General features: G+C 36.7%; 18 protein-coding genes. 2 read left to right on the forward strand and 16 right to left on the reverse strand.

Features of this window, described 5'->3' with window-relative positions:
• Positions 1 to 105 precede the first annotated feature (105 nt).
• From NYE56_RS09960 to NYE56_RS09995, 8 genes are all read right to left on the reverse strand, one after another.
• Positions 106 to 639 carry a GNAT family N-acetyltransferase gene (locus NYE56_RS09960; protein ID WP_003230849.1) on the reverse strand — a complete coding sequence of 178 codons (534 nt, stop codon included), beginning with the start codon at positions 637 to 639 and terminating at the stop codon, positions 106 to 108.
• 401 nt (positions 640 to 1,040) lie between these two features.
• The gene (locus NYE56_RS09965) at positions 1,041 to 1,250 is read right to left on the reverse strand and encodes a bacteriocin-like WGxF protein (protein ID WP_040082925.1); all 210 of its coding nucleotides are present in this window, start codon (positions 1,248 to 1,250) and stop codon (positions 1,041 to 1,043) included.
• A gap of 13 nt (positions 1,251 to 1,263) precedes the next feature.
• Positions 1,264 to 1,884: an ATP-binding cassette domain-containing protein gene (locus NYE56_RS09970; RefSeq protein WP_268555353.1), complete on the reverse strand. Its 621-nt coding sequence runs from the start codon at positions 1,882 to 1,884 to the stop codon at positions 1,264 to 1,266.
• Positions 1,881 to 4,052 (reverse strand): DUF1430 domain-containing protein, encoded by a 2,172-nt coding sequence (locus NYE56_RS09975; RefSeq protein ID WP_341283805.1) that lies wholly within the window; start codon positions 4,050 to 4,052, stop codon positions 1,881 to 1,883. The genes NYE56_RS09970 and NYE56_RS09975 overlap by 4 nt, the downstream gene beginning before the upstream one ends.
• Positions 4,053 to 4,144: 92 nt before the next feature.
• Entirely contained in the window at positions 4,145 to 4,510 is a 366-nt protein-coding gene (locus tag NYE56_RS09980) for a lactococcin 972 family bacteriocin (RefSeq protein WP_051922666.1), read from the reverse strand.
• Positions 4,511 to 5,532: 1,022 nt separating this feature from the next.
• Complete coding sequence (locus NYE56_RS09985; RefSeq protein WP_084995277.1) at positions 5,533 to 6,588, reverse strand: hypothetical protein; 1,056 nt, start codon at positions 6,586 to 6,588, stop codon at positions 5,533 to 5,535.
• Positions 6,589 to 7,219: 631 nt separating this feature from the next.
• On the reverse strand, positions 7,220 to 7,354 hold the full coding sequence (locus tag NYE56_RS09990) for a lysogeny pheromone AimP family peptide (protein WP_268378179.1): 135 nt from the start codon (positions 7,352 to 7,354) through the stop codon (positions 7,220 to 7,222).
• Positions 7,355 to 7,400: 46 nt separating this feature from the next.
• Positions 7,401 to 8,363: an AimR family lysis-lysogeny pheromone receptor gene (locus NYE56_RS09995; RefSeq protein WP_341283806.1), complete on the reverse strand. Its 963-nt coding sequence runs from the start codon at positions 8,361 to 8,363 to the stop codon at positions 7,401 to 7,403.
• A 235-nt stretch (positions 8,364 to 8,598) separates the two neighbouring features.
• Between NYE56_RS09995 and NYE56_RS10000 the strand changes: the two genes are divergently transcribed.
• Positions 8,599 to 9,150 (forward strand): helix-turn-helix domain-containing protein, encoded by a 552-nt coding sequence (locus NYE56_RS10000; protein ID WP_268395024.1) that lies wholly within the window; start codon positions 8,599 to 8,601, stop codon positions 9,148 to 9,150.
• Between the two features lie 470 nt (positions 9,151 to 9,620).
• Here the strand turns inward: NYE56_RS10000 and csaA are convergent, their stop codons facing one another.
• From csaA to NYE56_RS10035, 7 genes are all read right to left on the reverse strand, one after another.
• Positions 9,621 to 9,953: a chaperone CsaA gene (csaA, locus tag NYE56_RS10005; RefSeq protein ID WP_047182724.1), complete on the reverse strand. Its 333-nt coding sequence runs from the start codon at positions 9,951 to 9,953 to the stop codon at positions 9,621 to 9,623.
• Positions 9,954 to 10,017: 64 nt separating this feature from the next.
• Positions 10,018 to 10,743 carry an AraC family transcriptional regulator gene (locus NYE56_RS10010; protein WP_268555360.1) on the reverse strand — a complete coding sequence of 242 codons (726 nt, stop codon included), beginning with the start codon at positions 10,741 to 10,743 and terminating at the stop codon, positions 10,018 to 10,020.
• 14 nt (positions 10,744 to 10,757) lie between these two features.
• Positions 10,758 to 11,501 carry a GNAT family N-acetyltransferase gene (locus NYE56_RS10015; RefSeq protein ID WP_341283807.1) on the reverse strand — a complete coding sequence of 248 codons (744 nt, stop codon included), beginning with the start codon at positions 11,499 to 11,501 and terminating at the stop codon, positions 10,758 to 10,760.
• A 77-nt stretch (positions 11,502 to 11,578) separates the two neighbouring features.
• Entirely contained in the window at positions 11,579 to 12,154 is a 576-nt protein-coding gene (locus NYE56_RS10020) for a TetR/AcrR family transcriptional regulator (RefSeq protein WP_341283808.1), read from the reverse strand.
• Positions 12,155 to 12,159: 5 nt separating this feature from the next.
• Positions 12,160 to 12,861 (reverse strand): MBL fold metallo-hydrolase, encoded by a 702-nt coding sequence (locus tag NYE56_RS10025; protein ID WP_123373211.1) that lies wholly within the window; start codon positions 12,859 to 12,861, stop codon positions 12,160 to 12,162.
• Positions 12,862 to 12,937: 76 nt separating this feature from the next.
• Positions 12,938 to 13,420, reverse strand: coding sequence for a GyrI-like domain-containing protein (locus NYE56_RS10030; protein ID WP_341283809.1), 483 nt, complete (start codon positions 13,418 to 13,420; stop codon positions 12,938 to 12,940).
• A gap of 53 nt (positions 13,421 to 13,473) precedes the next feature.
• The gene (locus tag NYE56_RS10035; protein WP_341283810.1) at positions 13,474 to 14,412 is read right to left on the reverse strand and encodes a helix-turn-helix transcriptional regulator; all 939 of its coding nucleotides are present in this window, start codon (positions 14,410 to 14,412) and stop codon (positions 13,474 to 13,476) included.
• Positions 14,413 to 14,617: 205 nt separating this feature from the next.
• Here NYE56_RS10035 and csk22 point away from each other — a divergent pair, with 205 nt between their 5' ends.
• The gene (csk22, locus tag NYE56_RS10040; RefSeq protein WP_268555367.1) at positions 14,618 to 15,163 is read left to right on the forward strand and encodes a mother cell-specific sporulation protein Csk22; all 546 of its coding nucleotides are present in this window, start codon (positions 14,618 to 14,620) and stop codon (positions 15,161 to 15,163) included.
• Between the two features lie 26 nt (positions 15,164 to 15,189).
• Here csk22 and czrA read toward each other — a convergent pair whose 3' ends face one another.
• Positions 15,190 to 15,513, reverse strand: coding sequence for a Zn(II)-responsive metalloregulatory transcriptional repressor CzrA (czrA, locus tag NYE56_RS10045; RefSeq protein ID WP_003231284.1), 324 nt, complete (start codon positions 15,511 to 15,513; stop codon positions 15,190 to 15,192).
• Between the last annotated feature and the right edge of the window lie 158 nt (positions 15,514 to 15,671).

Below are 15,671 nucleotides of genomic sequence, written 5' to 3' on the forward strand. Positions count from 1 at the left end.
TTCTTTTTTATTTTTAGGGCTCTTTACACAAAAAGAGGCTATCCACAGATTAAAAAATTTTCGGGACAACCTCTTTTTAACAATATCTAATCAATCATCTAATTTTTACTCAAAAAAAGCTTTTGAATAATTAACGATACCTTGCACATCTTCAAGAGAATTATCTGCTAATTCTAGAGCCATAAACACTTCATCAGGCACCTCAAATGGGGCTTTTATATTCCATAAGCTAGCTGGCTTAAAACCAAACCTTGGATAATAATCTTTATGTCCTAAAACAATTACTGAACGATAACCAAGCTCTATTGCGTTTTTTAACGCAGTACGAATTAATTTACTCCCAATTCCTTTTTTCTGATAATCAGGCGCAACAGAAACTGGAGCAAGTGCTAAAGAATCGACAGTGTTATCGCCATCTATGATTTTTATTTTAGATAAAAGGACATGGCCTACGATATCTTTATCTTGATTTAATGCGACCAATGAAAGTTCAGGAATGAATGCATCTGATTTTCTAATCCTATTTACAAGTAAATGCTCTTTCTTGTCACTATATTCTTCATTTAAAAAAGCTCTTTTAACAATTTCTTCAGTCGTATTATATTCATGTGTGAGTTCTTGTCTAATTAAGAATTCCATTCATAGTCTCCTGTTCTTTTAATTAATTACCATAAGATTTTTCTTCATCCTATAATTGCACTCCCTTAATGACCGAAACCATTAAGAACATTTACTTACCCAGCTCCACACGTAAGTTTAATAAACAGATTAGTATGTACTTATTGTATGAAATTTGCGTATTTGGGATCAACTTCACTATTTTATTCCCTTAGATTACTTGAGTTCATTTTTAAAATTTTTATCTTCACGATGGTCTTTATGCAAAAACAGCCTATAAATTAAAAGAACCAGAGAGCTATGTGAGGGAGCTCTCTGGCGTTATAGTGGCTGTTAAACCCCTATGATACATATACAGGATACTTTATATTTAGGATGTATTCAAGATAAGATATATTTTATTGTTTAATGACCAGATTGAGTTACGCTTGATATCTTCTGCTACTAGAACCAACATTTCTAAAGAGTAAGGAAGCAATCAAAGCTAAAACAAAATAAACAACTACAAACCCGCCCCAGAAGACAAGCGCTTCATCAAATGGAAATCCAAATAGTCTAAAAATAACCCTGTGAACAATACCGGTAATAATAATCAGGATACTTGTAGAAATTGCAAAAGTAATATGTTTCATTAAAAACAACTCCTTACGAAAGATTTATTACTCTATCAGAGCAGTTAGCTATTTCTGGATCATGCGTTACACATATGATTGTTTTCCCCATTTCTTTCAACTGATGGAAAAGAGAAAGAATAATGTTCTTGTTGTACTCATCAAGGTTCCCGGTCGGTTCATCGGCCAGAATGATATCGCATGGTTTTAGAATAACCCTGGCTATTGCTACACGCTGTTGCTCACCACCGCTCAACTGGTATACCTTTTTCTTTAAAAAGCTTTTATCTAAGCCTACCATCTCCAGAGCTTCAGATAGCTTGTTTTTGTCAAAGTCTTTTACGTATGCTGTGGAGAGCAATAAATTTGTTAATACAGTTTCATTATCCATCAGCACATAATTTTGAAAGATATATCCTAAATTCTCTCTCCTTAACTTCATCACCTCTTTAGATTTAGGATTTTCATAGCCTAAAATCACAACTTTACCTTCATCTGGATAATCTAAGAGGCTGATTATATTTAGAAGAGTGGTTTTGCCAGAACCGCTCTTGCCAACAATAGAAACGAATTCATTTTCCTCTATGTTAATTGAAAAATTAGAAAGAACTGATTTTCCATCAAAGCTTTTGGATATGCTTTTAAGTTCGATCATAATCTGTCTCCTTTTAAAATCTTATTCATGTTTTTCCTGTTCAAATAAAGGCTTAGGAAATACAGAATAATCATCTCAATTCCAATGAACAATACAATCAAGCCTATTAATTCATAGATTTTATAATAAATACTAAAGCAGATTCCTATCAGACAGTTAGACACAGTCGACAATATGATTAAGCTCTTATTTCTAGCCCAGTATGAATATCCAAATATCTCTTTAAGGTACAGTCGATAAGCATTTGCGCTGTAGTATGACCATATATAAGAGATAAGGAAGGCTACTGACAATATGAGTGTTATCGCTAAACCAATTAGATTCTGGATGAACTGATTTTGAATTCGTGCTATTTGGTCGCTTAATTCTTGATAGACCGATATCGCAGAACCAATCAGCTCTTTTGTATCTGTTTTATCTAAATAAGGGATGATGTGGTCATATGCCATACCTTTTGAGGCATCAGAAAAGAATAAACTTGAGGTTACATATGCACCTATAACTGATGAATCAACATTATCAGTGAATACAATTGCAATTGGATCAACAATATTGTTTTTATTGTTGCCGAGCATACTATTGTAAGTGAAGTATTCTTGATTATTTTGAGTATATATTATTTTGATCTTCAACTGCTCTTTTTTCAGCGTATTCAATGGTTGCTGAATTTCTTTGTTATACATATTGTCTACTTCAACCTTATCGAAGAAAAATTGATCTTTGTAAGCTTTGAGGATTTTTTCTTTATACTTAGCGTATTTTTTTGGAACAAGTAAATTCAATGTGTTTTGATCGAAGGTTAATTTTTTTTCAGTAATCGTTTTTCCGTTAATTCCTTTAATGGTGTTTACTTTTAAATAATTAGGACTAATCGTTACGCTTCTTCCGGATGGTGAATAAATTTCATTTTCTTTGGTTGTATTCAATGTATAGAAATAAACTGGAGTTTTCCCATTCATTTTCAGTATTCCATAGTTTTGAGCATCCATTATAAACGCATCTTTATGTCTTTCTAATTCATGATAAAGCTTTCGTACCTTCTCGTTTTTTTGTCTATCAATTTTTAAGTCACTGTAGTTTAAACCTGTATCAGCAAAACTGGTCTTATAAATTGTTTGTGTCTTATTCCAATAAGATTGATTGTCTAGCCGTTGTTTTAAATCGAACAAATTAGAGAGGGATGAAGCAAAAATATTAAAAAGTAGGATTGTTATAATTAACTTAAAACCCAATGACAGCCATTGAAACTTTTTAAATGGTATGCCGCCTTTTATCGTGGCGCTTATATTGCTGTTGTTATATAAAATCAAAGTAACAATAATTGTGTATACCATCATTGAGAATGTCACAATCAATGCATTTCGCATGTACATTTTAACGTACACTGATAACCAGTCGTTTAGGTTGAATATAAAAGCCAGAATTACAGTGAGAAGGGCGCCGCAAATTATGATCATAACAAGTGGTTTTAAAAACATTTTTGGGAAAGTTAACAGTGATTTGGTTTTCGAATATCCCCATAGCTTCTGTAAGAGAAGTTGCTTGCGATTTTTAATTACGAAATAAAGGATGCCAATAAATAAGATTAGCATGGAAAGCAAAGCTAACAAGAGCAATGCGGTGCTGAACACAGCAGAGTCATTTAAACTGATGTTTTCTTCAATACTGACATCACCATAGTTTGAGAATAGCTTTTTAGCTTGTTCAATTACATCTTCGTCCTCGGATGAAATATAAAATCTATTTCCTAACCCTACGTTGTTTATTTGGTTTAAATTGAAGTATCTGATTTTCCATGTTGATAAAGGGAAATCAATAGTACCAATTAAATTTTTATCTGATTCATTTGCTGTTTTATTGAAATTAGATATAAACCTATCTCCTATTTTGATTGAAGGTTCATTCTTAAGGTTTGAAGCGTAGATATTTAAGGTCTTCTCGTCTAAAAAATTGTATTGAGTAATATTCACTTTCTCTTTCTTTGAAAATTCAGCTATTTCCTTAATGAAATCATCACTTTTAAATTGTGCTTTGTTGTAATTAATAATTAACGTTTGTTTATTAGAGAATAAAGTATAAAAAACTTGCTTATTCAGAGTATAGTGATAGCTGGATATGTTCATTGAGAGTAAAAATAGAATGAACAATATATAAATCGTTTTCTTCATTGGATAGCCTCCATAAAAAGAAATCCGGTGCCTTATATTCAAGTTTTGACGGCACCGGAAGTAGATTAAAAATCACTTTGTTATTGTCTGTTTTATTTCGTATCCCAATAAGCCCTATTTCCAAATAGAGTTGCATACACTGAAGCGTAGGTATACCCTTCATCTTTTTTCTTCCATTTAGATGAAAAGAACCTTTCTCCGCCAGCCTTCGCACTTGATTTGTGAGTCTTTTTAGTATGATTGTAATTAGATTTAACTTGATCATCTTCGAAACCGTGATACCAAGTACCGCCACCCGCTTTGGTTTTGGTCAATTTCATGATTTGTATTAAATCCCTTGTTTCATCCAAGTTCACTTCTCCGTGTGTAGCCTCATCTGAAGAACTAGCAAAAACGACAGAAGATGATACTAGTAAAGTAGCTCCCAACACCATTGAAGCAAAAACCTTCTTTTTCAATATAACCTCTCCTTTTTGTTTTCACAAGAAAATATACTGCGTTCTTTCTTGTTAAGTATGAGTATTACACTTAAAAAGTTATGTCACTTCGTGTTGAAAAGACCTTCAATACCAACATGACGAACCACGACAAAAAAACTGATTATGTTACCATATCCCCCCTCTCTATACACCCAATATAAGGAAATATTGGGTTAATTTGATCATACAATGACTTTTAATCTTTTTCAAGTTCAAATTTCCTATGAGATTAGTAAGTGAAGACATAAGGTGATGTAAGCGTGAAAAGTTGAGTACTTTTCGCTCAAATCAGGGATAGATATGCATCATCTAGTTATAGAGGAAAAGAAAAAAAGCCACTCTTGATTAACAGAGTGACTTTATGAATGTGTTCTACATAAAACTCTTTAAAATGTGAATTTTATTTGGAATTAGATACTATATACATACATATCCGATAAAGCCAAAACTAATTAATGAATGTGTCAACTCCATACAACCTTTTCTTCAAGGTGTGTACCAGTCATGCTAAATTGAGTCTTTTAGTTTGACCATTTTTTTAGCTTTGCAAGAACTTTTTATAAAGGTGAGGTTGAAGTAAATCTGATTTAATTTTTCTTCTTTATCGTTATAAAGTGCAGATGAATCCAAAGAGTAAACAAACACTGATTTAGTCAAATTTTCACTTTCCAATTAGTAATCCTCCAATTGTTTATTCCGAAGAATGATTAACTTGTTAATCATGATGAGAAGATGAACAAAGTTTACTTTGTACATCTAGGCTCTTCCTATAGGCTCTTCCTAAATTTCAATGATTAAAGCATACTTGGGGGATGCTTTAGGTTTAATAATCCTCCGCTACGCTACAAATTATTAAACTTTCAGCCAACCATCCCCCAAACCCCCTTCAGACTGGTGTATTCACACTTTTTCTTCTATGTATGACTTAAACTAAAAAAATTTGACGGTTTAATGTTCCTATTGTATTGGTTTATAATATAGGAAGTTTAAACCGTTATTTTTTATAGCCCACTTGGCAAAGAATGTTCAATATCATAGGTTAGGTCATCCTGGACTTCCATCTGTTCAATTTGATTGCTTATACTCTCAGCATCCTCATTAATTAGGAGGTCAATTAACTTCTTGAAATCATGAATGTAATTTTCACTGATTCTATAATTGTTCTCTCTAAAGATTGAATGTGATCTTTTGTGTCTCCTCTCAGCATTCTTCAATAACTTTGAACAAGCTGTTTGATTTAGCTTTTTCTTATAGTCGATACGCTCAATTTCTTTTAATAAGAAACCTATAAGCTCCTTACACTCATTCTCAATGTATTTATCATTTGCAGTAATGTCATAAGCTGCGAAGTAATATTTGAGATTGCTACATTCATTTATTAGCGTCTGTGATCTTCGTTTAAATTCAGACCAATGTCTCGACAGTCTTACATGACTGATTTCTTTATAACCTAGTTCATCAAGCACCTGTTTCTCACACGTCATAATCATTTTCTTCTCGGCTGACGATGCTTTACGTGGTCTGAATTTCCCTTTCTCACAAACCTTTATAATGATGTCATACATTATTAACCTCTTCTCAACCAACTTGTTTAACGCCTGTTCAATAGCCTTTTTAAAGCTATTGTTGCTGCTGTCGTAGAAATCTTTAACAATTTCGGTGTCTGTGTTTGCATATTTAGCAAGAGACTTTCTTTTTTCAAAGCAATACTTATAGTTGTGATTAACAAGACTTACTGATTTAATTAACATCCCTTTACTTATAGACATATTTCCATTCTTGCTTAGAGCAAGCATATCAAGTATAAGAAGCTGTATGAACTCACTATAGACTGTATTATTCCCCTTGCGTTTTGTTTTTTCTAAGGGCTGCTCAAACACTTTATCTATTATTATGGAATGTCCAACTTTACTATATGTACAATATCTCTCTAGTTCTCTAAACTGAGCTTTACGGCTATCTCCTGAACGTTTTATTTCTATTCCAAGTTCACCGCAAAGGATTTTATAATTTTTAAACGTTTTCCCTGATGTCAAAGCTTCTATTTTTATATGCACTCTCTCCTTTTATAAAGTTAGGACTCATCCAGTTAAGGATCAGTCAGATATGAGTCATATATGTAGTCATATATGTAAGTGTCTGATGGCTTACTGTTCTTGTTATCTGCAACAATTGGCGCTCTGTTTTCATTAACTTCAAGCTTACACCACAGTTGTTCACCAGTTTCACGATTGATGTCGTTGAAGCTTGAAACGTCCACATAGACTTCGAGACAATATGAGGAAGATAACTTGATTAAAGCGGTATCAAAGCATTCTGTAACAGTCATTTGATGAAAACTGTTAGAGGAGAATTTATCTAGTTATCAAGAATTATCCTTTTATATCATTTTTTCGATGACTTTTCTATATGTAACTTTCTTGCAAACACCATCACGCAATATGTAAGGCAACCCAACTACCACTGAATTATATGGTTGAGGGCTAATAATCTCTGCTATGTAACATCGTGCTAAGTATTGCATTATGTTTTTGGTTATAATAAAACGGTTTATCTTCTCTGATCCGCTTAAATCCATTGGCCTAAATCAATTCATACGCTTCTTCTTACAATCAAATAAATCTCCACTAATTTTATTTTTATTCTAAATAGTTTAATAGGAACGAAAGCCATTAAAGGCTGTATGGATTATGCTCCACGACCAAAACCAGCTACATGGAATGTTTTGTTACCTGATGCAGAATGAAGACCACTTTGTTGACCAGCTACAAAACCAATTGCAAGTGCAGCTACGATAGTCAGACCGATAGTTACTTTTTTCATATTATGTTCACCTCCTTTCAAGTGATATCGTTAGATGTCGAACGATTTAGAGGGCAAGCAAATCCAAAATCTGCGCATCCTCACCCATTTCCCTTAATTGATCTAAAGGTAAGCGAACACAGAATAAATCACCGGACAGCTTGAAATGTTTAATCGATTTATAAAAATATCTCTTGTCCTTATAAGCGAGTCCTTTTAGATAGAAATGGATGCCATAATCATTATCGATGCTTGGTATTTCTTCTAGGTAATCTAAAATTTCTTTAGCATAATCTAGATTGTTTCTCTTGATGTGATAATGTGCAATTTCTTGGATGTCTGTGGTTTCTTCCGAATCAGGATTTAGCCAAAAGTTCTCTTTTCGCCAGTGATTCTCCAAGAAGCAAAGACTTCTAGTTAATTGTAATTCTGCCAAATGGTTATTATCAGTATGATTCAAACCTTTTAAGAAATATTCTTTCGCTCGTTCATAATCATCAAGGATGTACGTGTTCCCCATTGTCAGACAGCTGTATGCAACCAATCTATCAATATTCTTTAAATTAATGCCGTAGGAGCAGTAAAAGCGTGCTTGAGTCATTTTATTTTGACTGAACGCTGAAGCACCTAGCAGAGCCATCAAACGGTTATAAAAGTAGCTTTTAATATCATCATTGTTCTCGATTAAATCAAGATCTACAATAGTCGACATTTCTGCAAGATTAGAGTATTCTGCCACTTCAAGGTAGTAATACAATGGAATTATGTATGTAAATACCCTCATTTCCTGTGTCTTGGGATCGAGCTTTCCAATTGCTTTAAGTGCCTGATGTGCGTTTAATTCGCCTTTGTCTTGTCTACGTTTGATCTGATACATCGCAGCCCATTCACGTTCAATTGGCAAGCTGCTATTGATTAATTGTTCAATCAATGTGTCAGTTTGTTCACACTGTTTATTGATATCTGACATTTCAAGTTGTACTTTTACATCTACATTCGTTTTTTCAACTTCTCTCTCTTTAACTGTCAATGAAATAGCCCCCTAATTAAATCACTCTAATAGAACTTATGATCCCATTAAAATTAATTGGCAGGAATATGGTATAGACTTTATCGACTTTTCTGGGATTGATTTAAGTATAATCTAATCAAAATTATTAATCAATATCTTTTATCTTATAATTTATAATTTATTCATTTTATTTTAATAACTTATTATTTATGTTATTATAAGAGCAAATAGTTAATACCGGAGGAACAATATGATGAGTGAACAAGTGATTCATAAAATCGCTAACTTAATAAAAACTCATAGAAAAATGGTTAAACGCTTCTCTACTACAGAACTTGCCAACATGGTTGGTGTAAGTCAGGCTACAATCTCTAATATAGAGAATGGAAAGTTTGGTAAAAGAGCAAATAGTATAGCTACAGTTAAAATAATATTTGAAGTATTAGACATTCCAGATACAGATCCAGAAATTAGATCATTTCTTAATATTAAAGATGACGAAATTTCCAAAGAGGTAATTAGAGGATTCGGATGGACAGTACCTATTACTAGAACAACTAAAGTTAGGATTGATGTTGCTGCTGAAGTAAATGCTAAACAACTTCAATATCATCACCTAACAGATGAAGAACAGTCAGAAATAAATGAGATATTCAATTTTGAAAGTGAAGTTTTAATAAGAAGTGTCATGGACTATATTCAAGAGAACTTTGATGAGATTCAAAAAAGAGCTGTTTCAAATGTTAAAAAGAAGGTTCAGAAACTTAGCCAAAAAATAAATGAAGATATTGATAATAATATTTAATGCCTATGTAGAGATCATAGGCATTTTTTGTGCATAAAAAAGACCTGAATTAGAAATCCAGGTCATACTACTCCCCTGTATTCACCTTATTATTTAGTACGTTTTTATTGATTTAACAGCATTTATTTACATTCACAATACGGTGTTCTAGGTCACACCCAGGTCACAGTATGGGTCACATTCAGTGTTGTTGATGACAAGGAGTAATGTAATATTTGTCATACAATTAAACGATAATACAGTAAACATTGTAAATTTTTGATTATTTTCGACACGATTAGACGGACAAATTCAATCACAAAAACAAAGTAATCCTTGCATTCCTTCGCCCTCCATGCTATATTCATATAGCGATGAGCTGAATTGTGTAAGCCGATGTACATGCCTTTACGGCACACACGAATGTGGCGTGTGGTGCATCGCCTCAATACGCAAAAGACGTTTGCCTTAGGCAAACGTCTTTTTTTGCGTTATCCGATTTTTGTGCCGTTTGGGACAGGCTGATCCGGCTGCAAAAGGACGACGTCGCCCTGGCCGGGTATGCCGCCGAGGACCAAGACTTCCGATTTAAATCCGGCGATCCGGCGGGGCGGAAAGTTCACGACTGCTATGACTTGCTTGTTGATGAGATCTTCCGGCTTGTAACGCTTCGTGATTTGTGCGCTCGATTGTTTTATGCCGATTTCAGTCCCAAAATCTATCACAAGCTTGATTGCCGGTACTCTTGCTTCAGGAAATTCTTCAGCTTTTACAATTGTTCCCGTTCTGATATCCAATTTCTCAAAGTCTTCAATAACTGCCATATCAATAACTCCTTTTTCTCCTATTGTAAAGGAGATATTCAAGATTCGTTTAACCAAAGAGCCATCATTTTTTATCTGAATATAAGGTGTTTCGATACAGGCGGGGCGGCATTCCTGTGCTTTTCGTGAACCATCTTGTAAAAGAAGAAAGGTTTTGAAAGCCCAGCGCCTCGCTCACGACGGTAAGGGTTTCATTTCTCTCCATCAGCATTCGTTTTGCTTCCTCAAGGCGAAGGTCAGCAATATAGTTCTGCGGGGACTTCCCTGTCTGTTTTTTGAACCAGCTTGAATAGTAAGCTGGGTGGTAATGCTCGATTTCTGCCAGCTTCTTAATCGCCAGCCGCTCAAATAAATGGCTGTGAATGTATGCAATTGAGGCATAGTTATGGGATTGAAGCTTTTCTTTTATGTATTGTACTAGCATATGAAGCGAGTTGGCTGTTCCGGCCTTTGCTTCCTCTGTCAGCAAGTACCTGATCGAAGACCAGAAAGGATCGAGTGCAGCTTCAATTCCCGATCCTGCACGATACTCATCAATTTTCATTGCATGAAGCGGAACATCCAGTACAAGACATTCATTTTTTCCGATAGAACGGAAGCGATGCTCACACTGCGGCGGAATATATAAAAAATGGTCCGGATTTAATTTCACCTGGCGCCCCTCAGTCTCAAGATCTATACTCCCTTCAAGCGGAAAAAGAAATTGGCTGTACGCGTGCTTATGTGAATGATAAAGGCGTGTGTATGTCCGTTTTTCGCAAATCATCTCTTGAAGCGAATCCATCAGCAACCCCCTTCCTTTGGTCAGCTTTTAATCCGGTAATGGTGTTCCGATATAGGCGAAAATCCGATTTTTTCATATAAAGAAACTGCCGCCAGATTGTCTTTCATCACTTGTAAAAACATGCGTTCCGCTCCGTTGTTTTTTGCCCATTCAGTCAACACCCTGATCACTTGGGTTCCTGCCCCTTTTCCTCTGTGCTCCTCAGCTACAACGATATTACTAAGTCCGCCATAATCATCAATGACAGAAACCGTGCCAAGCGCTGTCAGGCTTTCTTTGTCATACATCTTGAAAAAAGTTTTACACGGCGGCATGCGTTCGAAAATGTGTTTGTAACCTTTGTGACGCTCGGGTGAAAACCCTTCTAATTGAATAAATTCATCTATCCAAACAGATGATGGCTCTTGTTCCCACTTGTATGTAAATCGGCTGTTGTCATTTGTTCGGCTCATAATTGATCGGCACAACGCTGTCATCTGGAAGCACTCGTCTACCTTTTCATATCTGCTTTCTGCCAATGCGTCATCAAGCCCTTTCGGTGATGCGTTGCTAATATGAAAACAAACAGGTAAGCCTAAACTTTGATAAAAAAGTTCGGCCTCTAGCTGAAAATCCCCTTCAGGCATATCCGCAGAAGTCCATACGCTATTTGCCCTTTTGGTTACGCCAAAATTCGCTCTGAGAAGCCATTGCCCTATGCTTTTTTGAAAATAAGCCGGCCATGAAGCTGCCGCTAACCGTTCAATCTTGTGAATGTCATCCATTGCATAATGCCTCTCCCCTATGTATACTCCCTTGATATTATACAATATTCAGAAATATAAGACATCCATTTATTTGTTTACATAATATTTTTATTGTTTATTAATAATCCTGACAAAAATGTCCGAATTAAAAATGACAGGCTTTCTAAAATGTCCTCCTCACGTTCAAATGCTTCTTTTGCGATTAAAGCAGTAAAGCCATGCAGCAGGCTTCTAAGCCCCCTTGTCGCATGAATGGCAGTCTTTTCACTTGCATAGCCGTTTTCAATGAGCAGCTTCGTCACAAGACAGACAATTTGATCAGAGACCATTTCCGTCCGTTTGTCCTGAACCTTAAGAAGAGCCGCTTCATAATATCCGGGATTTTCAATTGCAAAATCAACATATGCATGAGCTAAAGAAAGCATAGCGGAATCTCCCTTTCGTTCAGTTACGGAGTCCGCCATTTGATCAAAAAGCTTTGTCAGTCCTCTAACAGCAAGTTCTGCTCTGATCGCTTGCAGCCCGTTGATATGGTTATACAATGACGGGGGGCGCACATTCATTTTTTTAGAAAGTGCCGCAAGTGAGACACCATTTACCCCTTCCTGATCGGCAATCTCAGCTGCAGCGTCTACAATCATTTTTTGGGTCAAACCTATTCTCGGTGACATGCTCATCATCCTTTCTTTGCTTTTTGGATCGACTGTCTCATCCGCTCTGAAGGTGATCGCAGGAATTTTCCATGTCCGACAGCGAGACAGGCAGGCGCCTTCTCGGCGAGCAATTGTGCGCTTTTAATGGCTTCCTCCTTATTCCATGTGGCGAAGGCGGGAAAAGGAAATGTCCATTTTACCTGTCCTGATACAGCGATTCCTCCGCGCAACTGAAACGCATCTCCTGCTATTAAAGTGCCGTTTCTTGTATCAAGAAATGACATGCTGCCCGGTGTATGGCCCGGTGTTGGAATGGCAAGCAGGGAACCAATTGTTTCACCGCCCGTCAGCAGTTGGTGAGGCTTTGTTTGTATGTGTTTCGGAATACCTCCTTTTATAGGCGTCTGCGGCTCATCTTGCCGCAAGGATGTGTCACCTTGGAGCAAGAATGAATCTCGTTCCGAGATCATAACCTTTGCATGCGGAAATGTTTGTGCCAATGTATCCAGTGATCCGACATGGTCCCCATGTGCATGAGTCAGTAAAATATGCCGAAGCGGTTTTCCAAGCTGATTCACAGCTTGAATAATCCCTTTATAGCTGCCTGGCAGTGCGGCATCAATAAGGGTGACTTCGTTTTCTTCCTCTACTAAATAGCAATTAACCGGAAACAATGCTGGAAAAAAAGTCAGCTGCCAAACCGTTTGGTACTGAGTCATTCTCATCTTTTTATTCCTCCTAACAAAAACTAATGATGTTAGTTTCATTATTAACTAACACCATTAGTTTTTCAAGAGTTTATTATTTTTTTATCGCTACATAAATGTTAACTTGTGCTCGCTGTGGCACTGCGGCACTTTGATCATACATCTCAAAATCACCTGTAAACGTGCGCAGATGCCGCTTATCCCAAGTCCAAATTTCCTTCCACGTTTCAAGCACAATCTCTTCAATAGGGCCGATTCTGGAAGTGAAAACGGCGTAAGCGGAAGCCGGCAAATCAATGTTTTCATATGGTCCCGGAAGAATGTCGTCGTATTCCTGAAACGTTCCGACTGAAAACGTATAAAACCCATTCGTCTCTTGTTCATAATTCGAATATAAGGCAATAATGCTCTGGTATTTTTCTCCCTGTGATAAAAGAGCGCTCATATCCTGCTTCCAGAATTGATTCCACAGTGCCGGAATCCTCCTTTCTTCCGTCATTTCCAGTGCGTTGCTTGTCCGTTGTGACAGTCCGGCAAATCGTTTCCGGTCTAAGTGTGTTATATGTGAAAAGCCCATACGATCTCCTCCTTTTTTTAAGATTATAGACAAAGAAACCTGACAGCAGTGTGTCAGGTTTCATATATTTTTTGCATGTGATGAATGGTTTCTTTTACTTTATCCCGTATATGAAGAGGCTGCAGAACCTCAATATCCTTTCCGAACTGGAGCAAAAAACCGATCAGCCATTGATCTTCTGGAAGTGAAATCACTGCCCGGCAGATTTCATCTTCCTCACAGTGAAGAACATCATATCCGAACCATTCACCTATACGCTGACGTGCTGACGGCTGAACAAGAATAATCAATTCAGTTAAACGGCCCTTCTGGTACCAATTCTTATCCCATGGCAAAGTATCCAGCTGAATGTCTTTTCTGATAAAGGTCTGATGTAAGATGGCCAGATCTTTCATCCGATTCAGTTTAAAAAAACGAAAATCATTTCTTACCAGACAGTAGGCATATAAATACCAGTGCCCCGCCTTGCAAACCAATGTATAAGGTTCAGTTTCCCGAAGTAGTGTTTCCCCGCTTGCGCTTGTATATGTAAAAGATATCGTTGACAATCGATCGATGGCAGCGCTTATTTTCTCGCGCAGCGTCTTTTGATCCTCAGTATGGCCCCAAGCCGTCATGTCAATAAACCATTTTTCTGTTTGGTGCTTAAATGCTTGAGCAGATTGCTCAGGTATAAGGTGTTTGATTTTTTGATAGGCTGTGCTGTGAGAAACGGGTTCATACATAGATGAAACGCTCTGCAAAGCGGCAGCAATTGCAAACAACTCCTCCTCCTTCAGCCACTCTCTTTCAAGCCGGTACGTTTCCATAATGCCAATTCCGCCTCCGGAACCCTGTGAGGTCACAATCGGAATACCAGCCCTATTGATCGTCTCAATATCACGGTAAATTGTTCTGACAGATACTTCAAACAGCTCAGCAAGCTCTGCAGCCTGCACTTGTTTTTTGCTGATCAATAACACAACCATCGCTAACAAACGTTCCAGTTTCATTCGGCGCACCTTTTCTTCTTGTATTTTCCAACAAAACAATCATAACATTTTGATAAAGCTTGGGCATATCTATTATGCGGCGGAATACACCTTGCATATGCTATGAAAACAGGGGTTTCCCCTTCTTTTTTGTGTTCAGTATTTATTTCAGCTACTATTTCTGACCGGATAAGCATACACTTCTCAACGGAGGGGATTTCACATCATGCATCTTACACTTCAGAGCGTTTATCCTGCCATGATCATCATCTTTTTTCTGTATAAAAAAATTAAAAGGTCCATCGGATACCAGCCGCTGAAGCCCCGCTGGCTGTTCACCCGTATCATTCTTTTCTCGCTGTTTGCTTTTGGCCTTTCAATCTTCAGCGCCATTCACCCTTTTTTATATGGATATCTCATTTTGGGCATTCTTGGCGGATGGCTCCTTGTCTTTTTCGCTAAGAAAAACATCTCCTTTGAAAAACGCAGAGGAAAGATCTATTTTCGGACTCATATTTGGGTAGAAATGATTCTCTTAACCTTATTCCTGTCAAGATTTCTATATCGAGTGACAGAGCTTTATCTTACCTCGCCTGATCTAAACAGCCTTGGATCTTACAGTCAGTCAATCGGAACGGACCCTCTGACAATAGGCGTCTTTTTTCTGATAGCCGTTTATTATATCGGTTTTTCTTCTTTTGTCATCAAGCTCAGCAGAAACGAACTCGAACAGCACGAACACAATAAAGAAAAAGACATCCTTGCCCGCTAACAGCGAGTTAAGCAAGGATGTCTTTTTCAATCATGCTGTGTATGATGGATCATTTGCTGAAGAACATCTAAAACATGTTCATCCTCGGGAGAGTAATAAATCGATGTTCCTTCTCTGCGCGATTTGACAAGTCGAAGATTTTTTAAAAATCTAAGTTGGTGGGACACGGTGGATTGCAGTAAATTCAGCTTTTCTGCAATTCCGTTTACTGCATGCTCACCCTGGGACAATAAATGGAGAATTCTGATTCGGGTAGGATCAGAAAGCGCTTTGAATGTTTGCGCGACTAGAAACAGCGTCTCCTCGTCAAGATCAGCAGCCGATTGTTCCGTTTCTCTAAATTCAGTCATATGTATCACCTTTCTTTATTCATAGTTTTATCTTATAACAAATGCGCTTGAGTGCAAAACAGCCTGCTTGTGTTCCATTTCAATCTCATAGTTTAAATTTATGTTTCAAATCAGGTTTTTACTTGGTCTGATTTGTCGTTCTATGTCATAATAAAAAG

The sequence above is a fragment of the Bacillus sp. FSL R5-0603 genome (assembly GCF_038050295.1).
In the GTDB taxonomy this organism is placed as follows: Bacteria; Bacillota; Bacilli; order Bacillales; family Bacillaceae; genus Bacillus; species Bacillus subtilis.

Bases quoted from the DNA above. Each gene is read 5' to 3' on its own strand.
- NYE56_RS09990 (WP_268378179.1), bottom strand. From the start codon at position 7,354: ATGAAAAAAGTAACTATCGGTCTGACTATCGTAGCTGCACTTGCAATT.
- NYE56_RS10030 (WP_341283809.1), bottom strand. From the start codon at position 13,420: ATGGGCTTTTCACATATAACACACTTAGACCGGAAACGATTTGCCGGA.
- NYE56_RS09975 (WP_341283805.1), bottom strand. From the start codon at position 4,052: ATGAAGAAAACGATTTATATATTGTTCATTCTATTTTTACTCTCAATG.
- NYE56_RS09970 (WP_268555353.1), bottom strand. From the start codon at position 1,884: ATGATCGAACTTAAAAGCATATCCAAAAGCTTTGATGGAAAATCAGTT.
- NYE56_RS10035 (WP_341283810.1), bottom strand. From the start codon at position 14,412: ATGAAACTGGAACGTTTGTTAGCGATGGTTGTGTTATTGATCAGCAAA.
- NYE56_RS10020 (WP_341283808.1), bottom strand. From the start codon at position 12,154: ATGTCACCGAGAATAGGTTTGACCCAAAAAATGATTGTAGACGCTGCA.
- csk22 (WP_268555367.1), top strand. From the start codon at position 14,618: ATGCATCTTACACTTCAGAGCGTTTATCCTGCCATGATCATCATCTTT.
- NYE56_RS10000 (WP_268395024.1), top strand. From the start codon at position 8,599: ATGAGTGAACAAGTGATTCATAAAATCGCTAACTTAATAAAAACTCAT.
- czrA (WP_003231284.1), bottom strand. From the start codon at position 15,513: ATGACTGAATTTAGAGAAACGGAACAATCGGCTGCTGATCTTGACGAG.
- NYE56_RS10015 (WP_341283807.1), bottom strand. From the start codon at position 11,501: ATGGATGACATTCACAAGATTGAACGGTTAGCGGCAGCTTCATGGCCG.
- NYE56_RS09960 (WP_003230849.1), bottom strand. From the start codon at position 639: ATGGAATTCTTAATTAGACAAGAACTCACACATGAATATAATACGACT.
- NYE56_RS09965 (WP_040082925.1), bottom strand. From the start codon at position 1,250: ATGAAACATATTACTTTTGCAATTTCTACAAGTATCCTGATTATTATT.
- NYE56_RS10025 (WP_123373211.1), bottom strand. From the start codon at position 12,861: ATGAGAATGACTCAGTACCAAACGGTTTGGCAGCTGACTTTTTTTCCA.
- csaA (WP_047182724.1), bottom strand. From the start codon at position 9,953: ATGGCAGTTATTGAAGACTTTGAGAAATTGGATATCAGAACGGGAACA.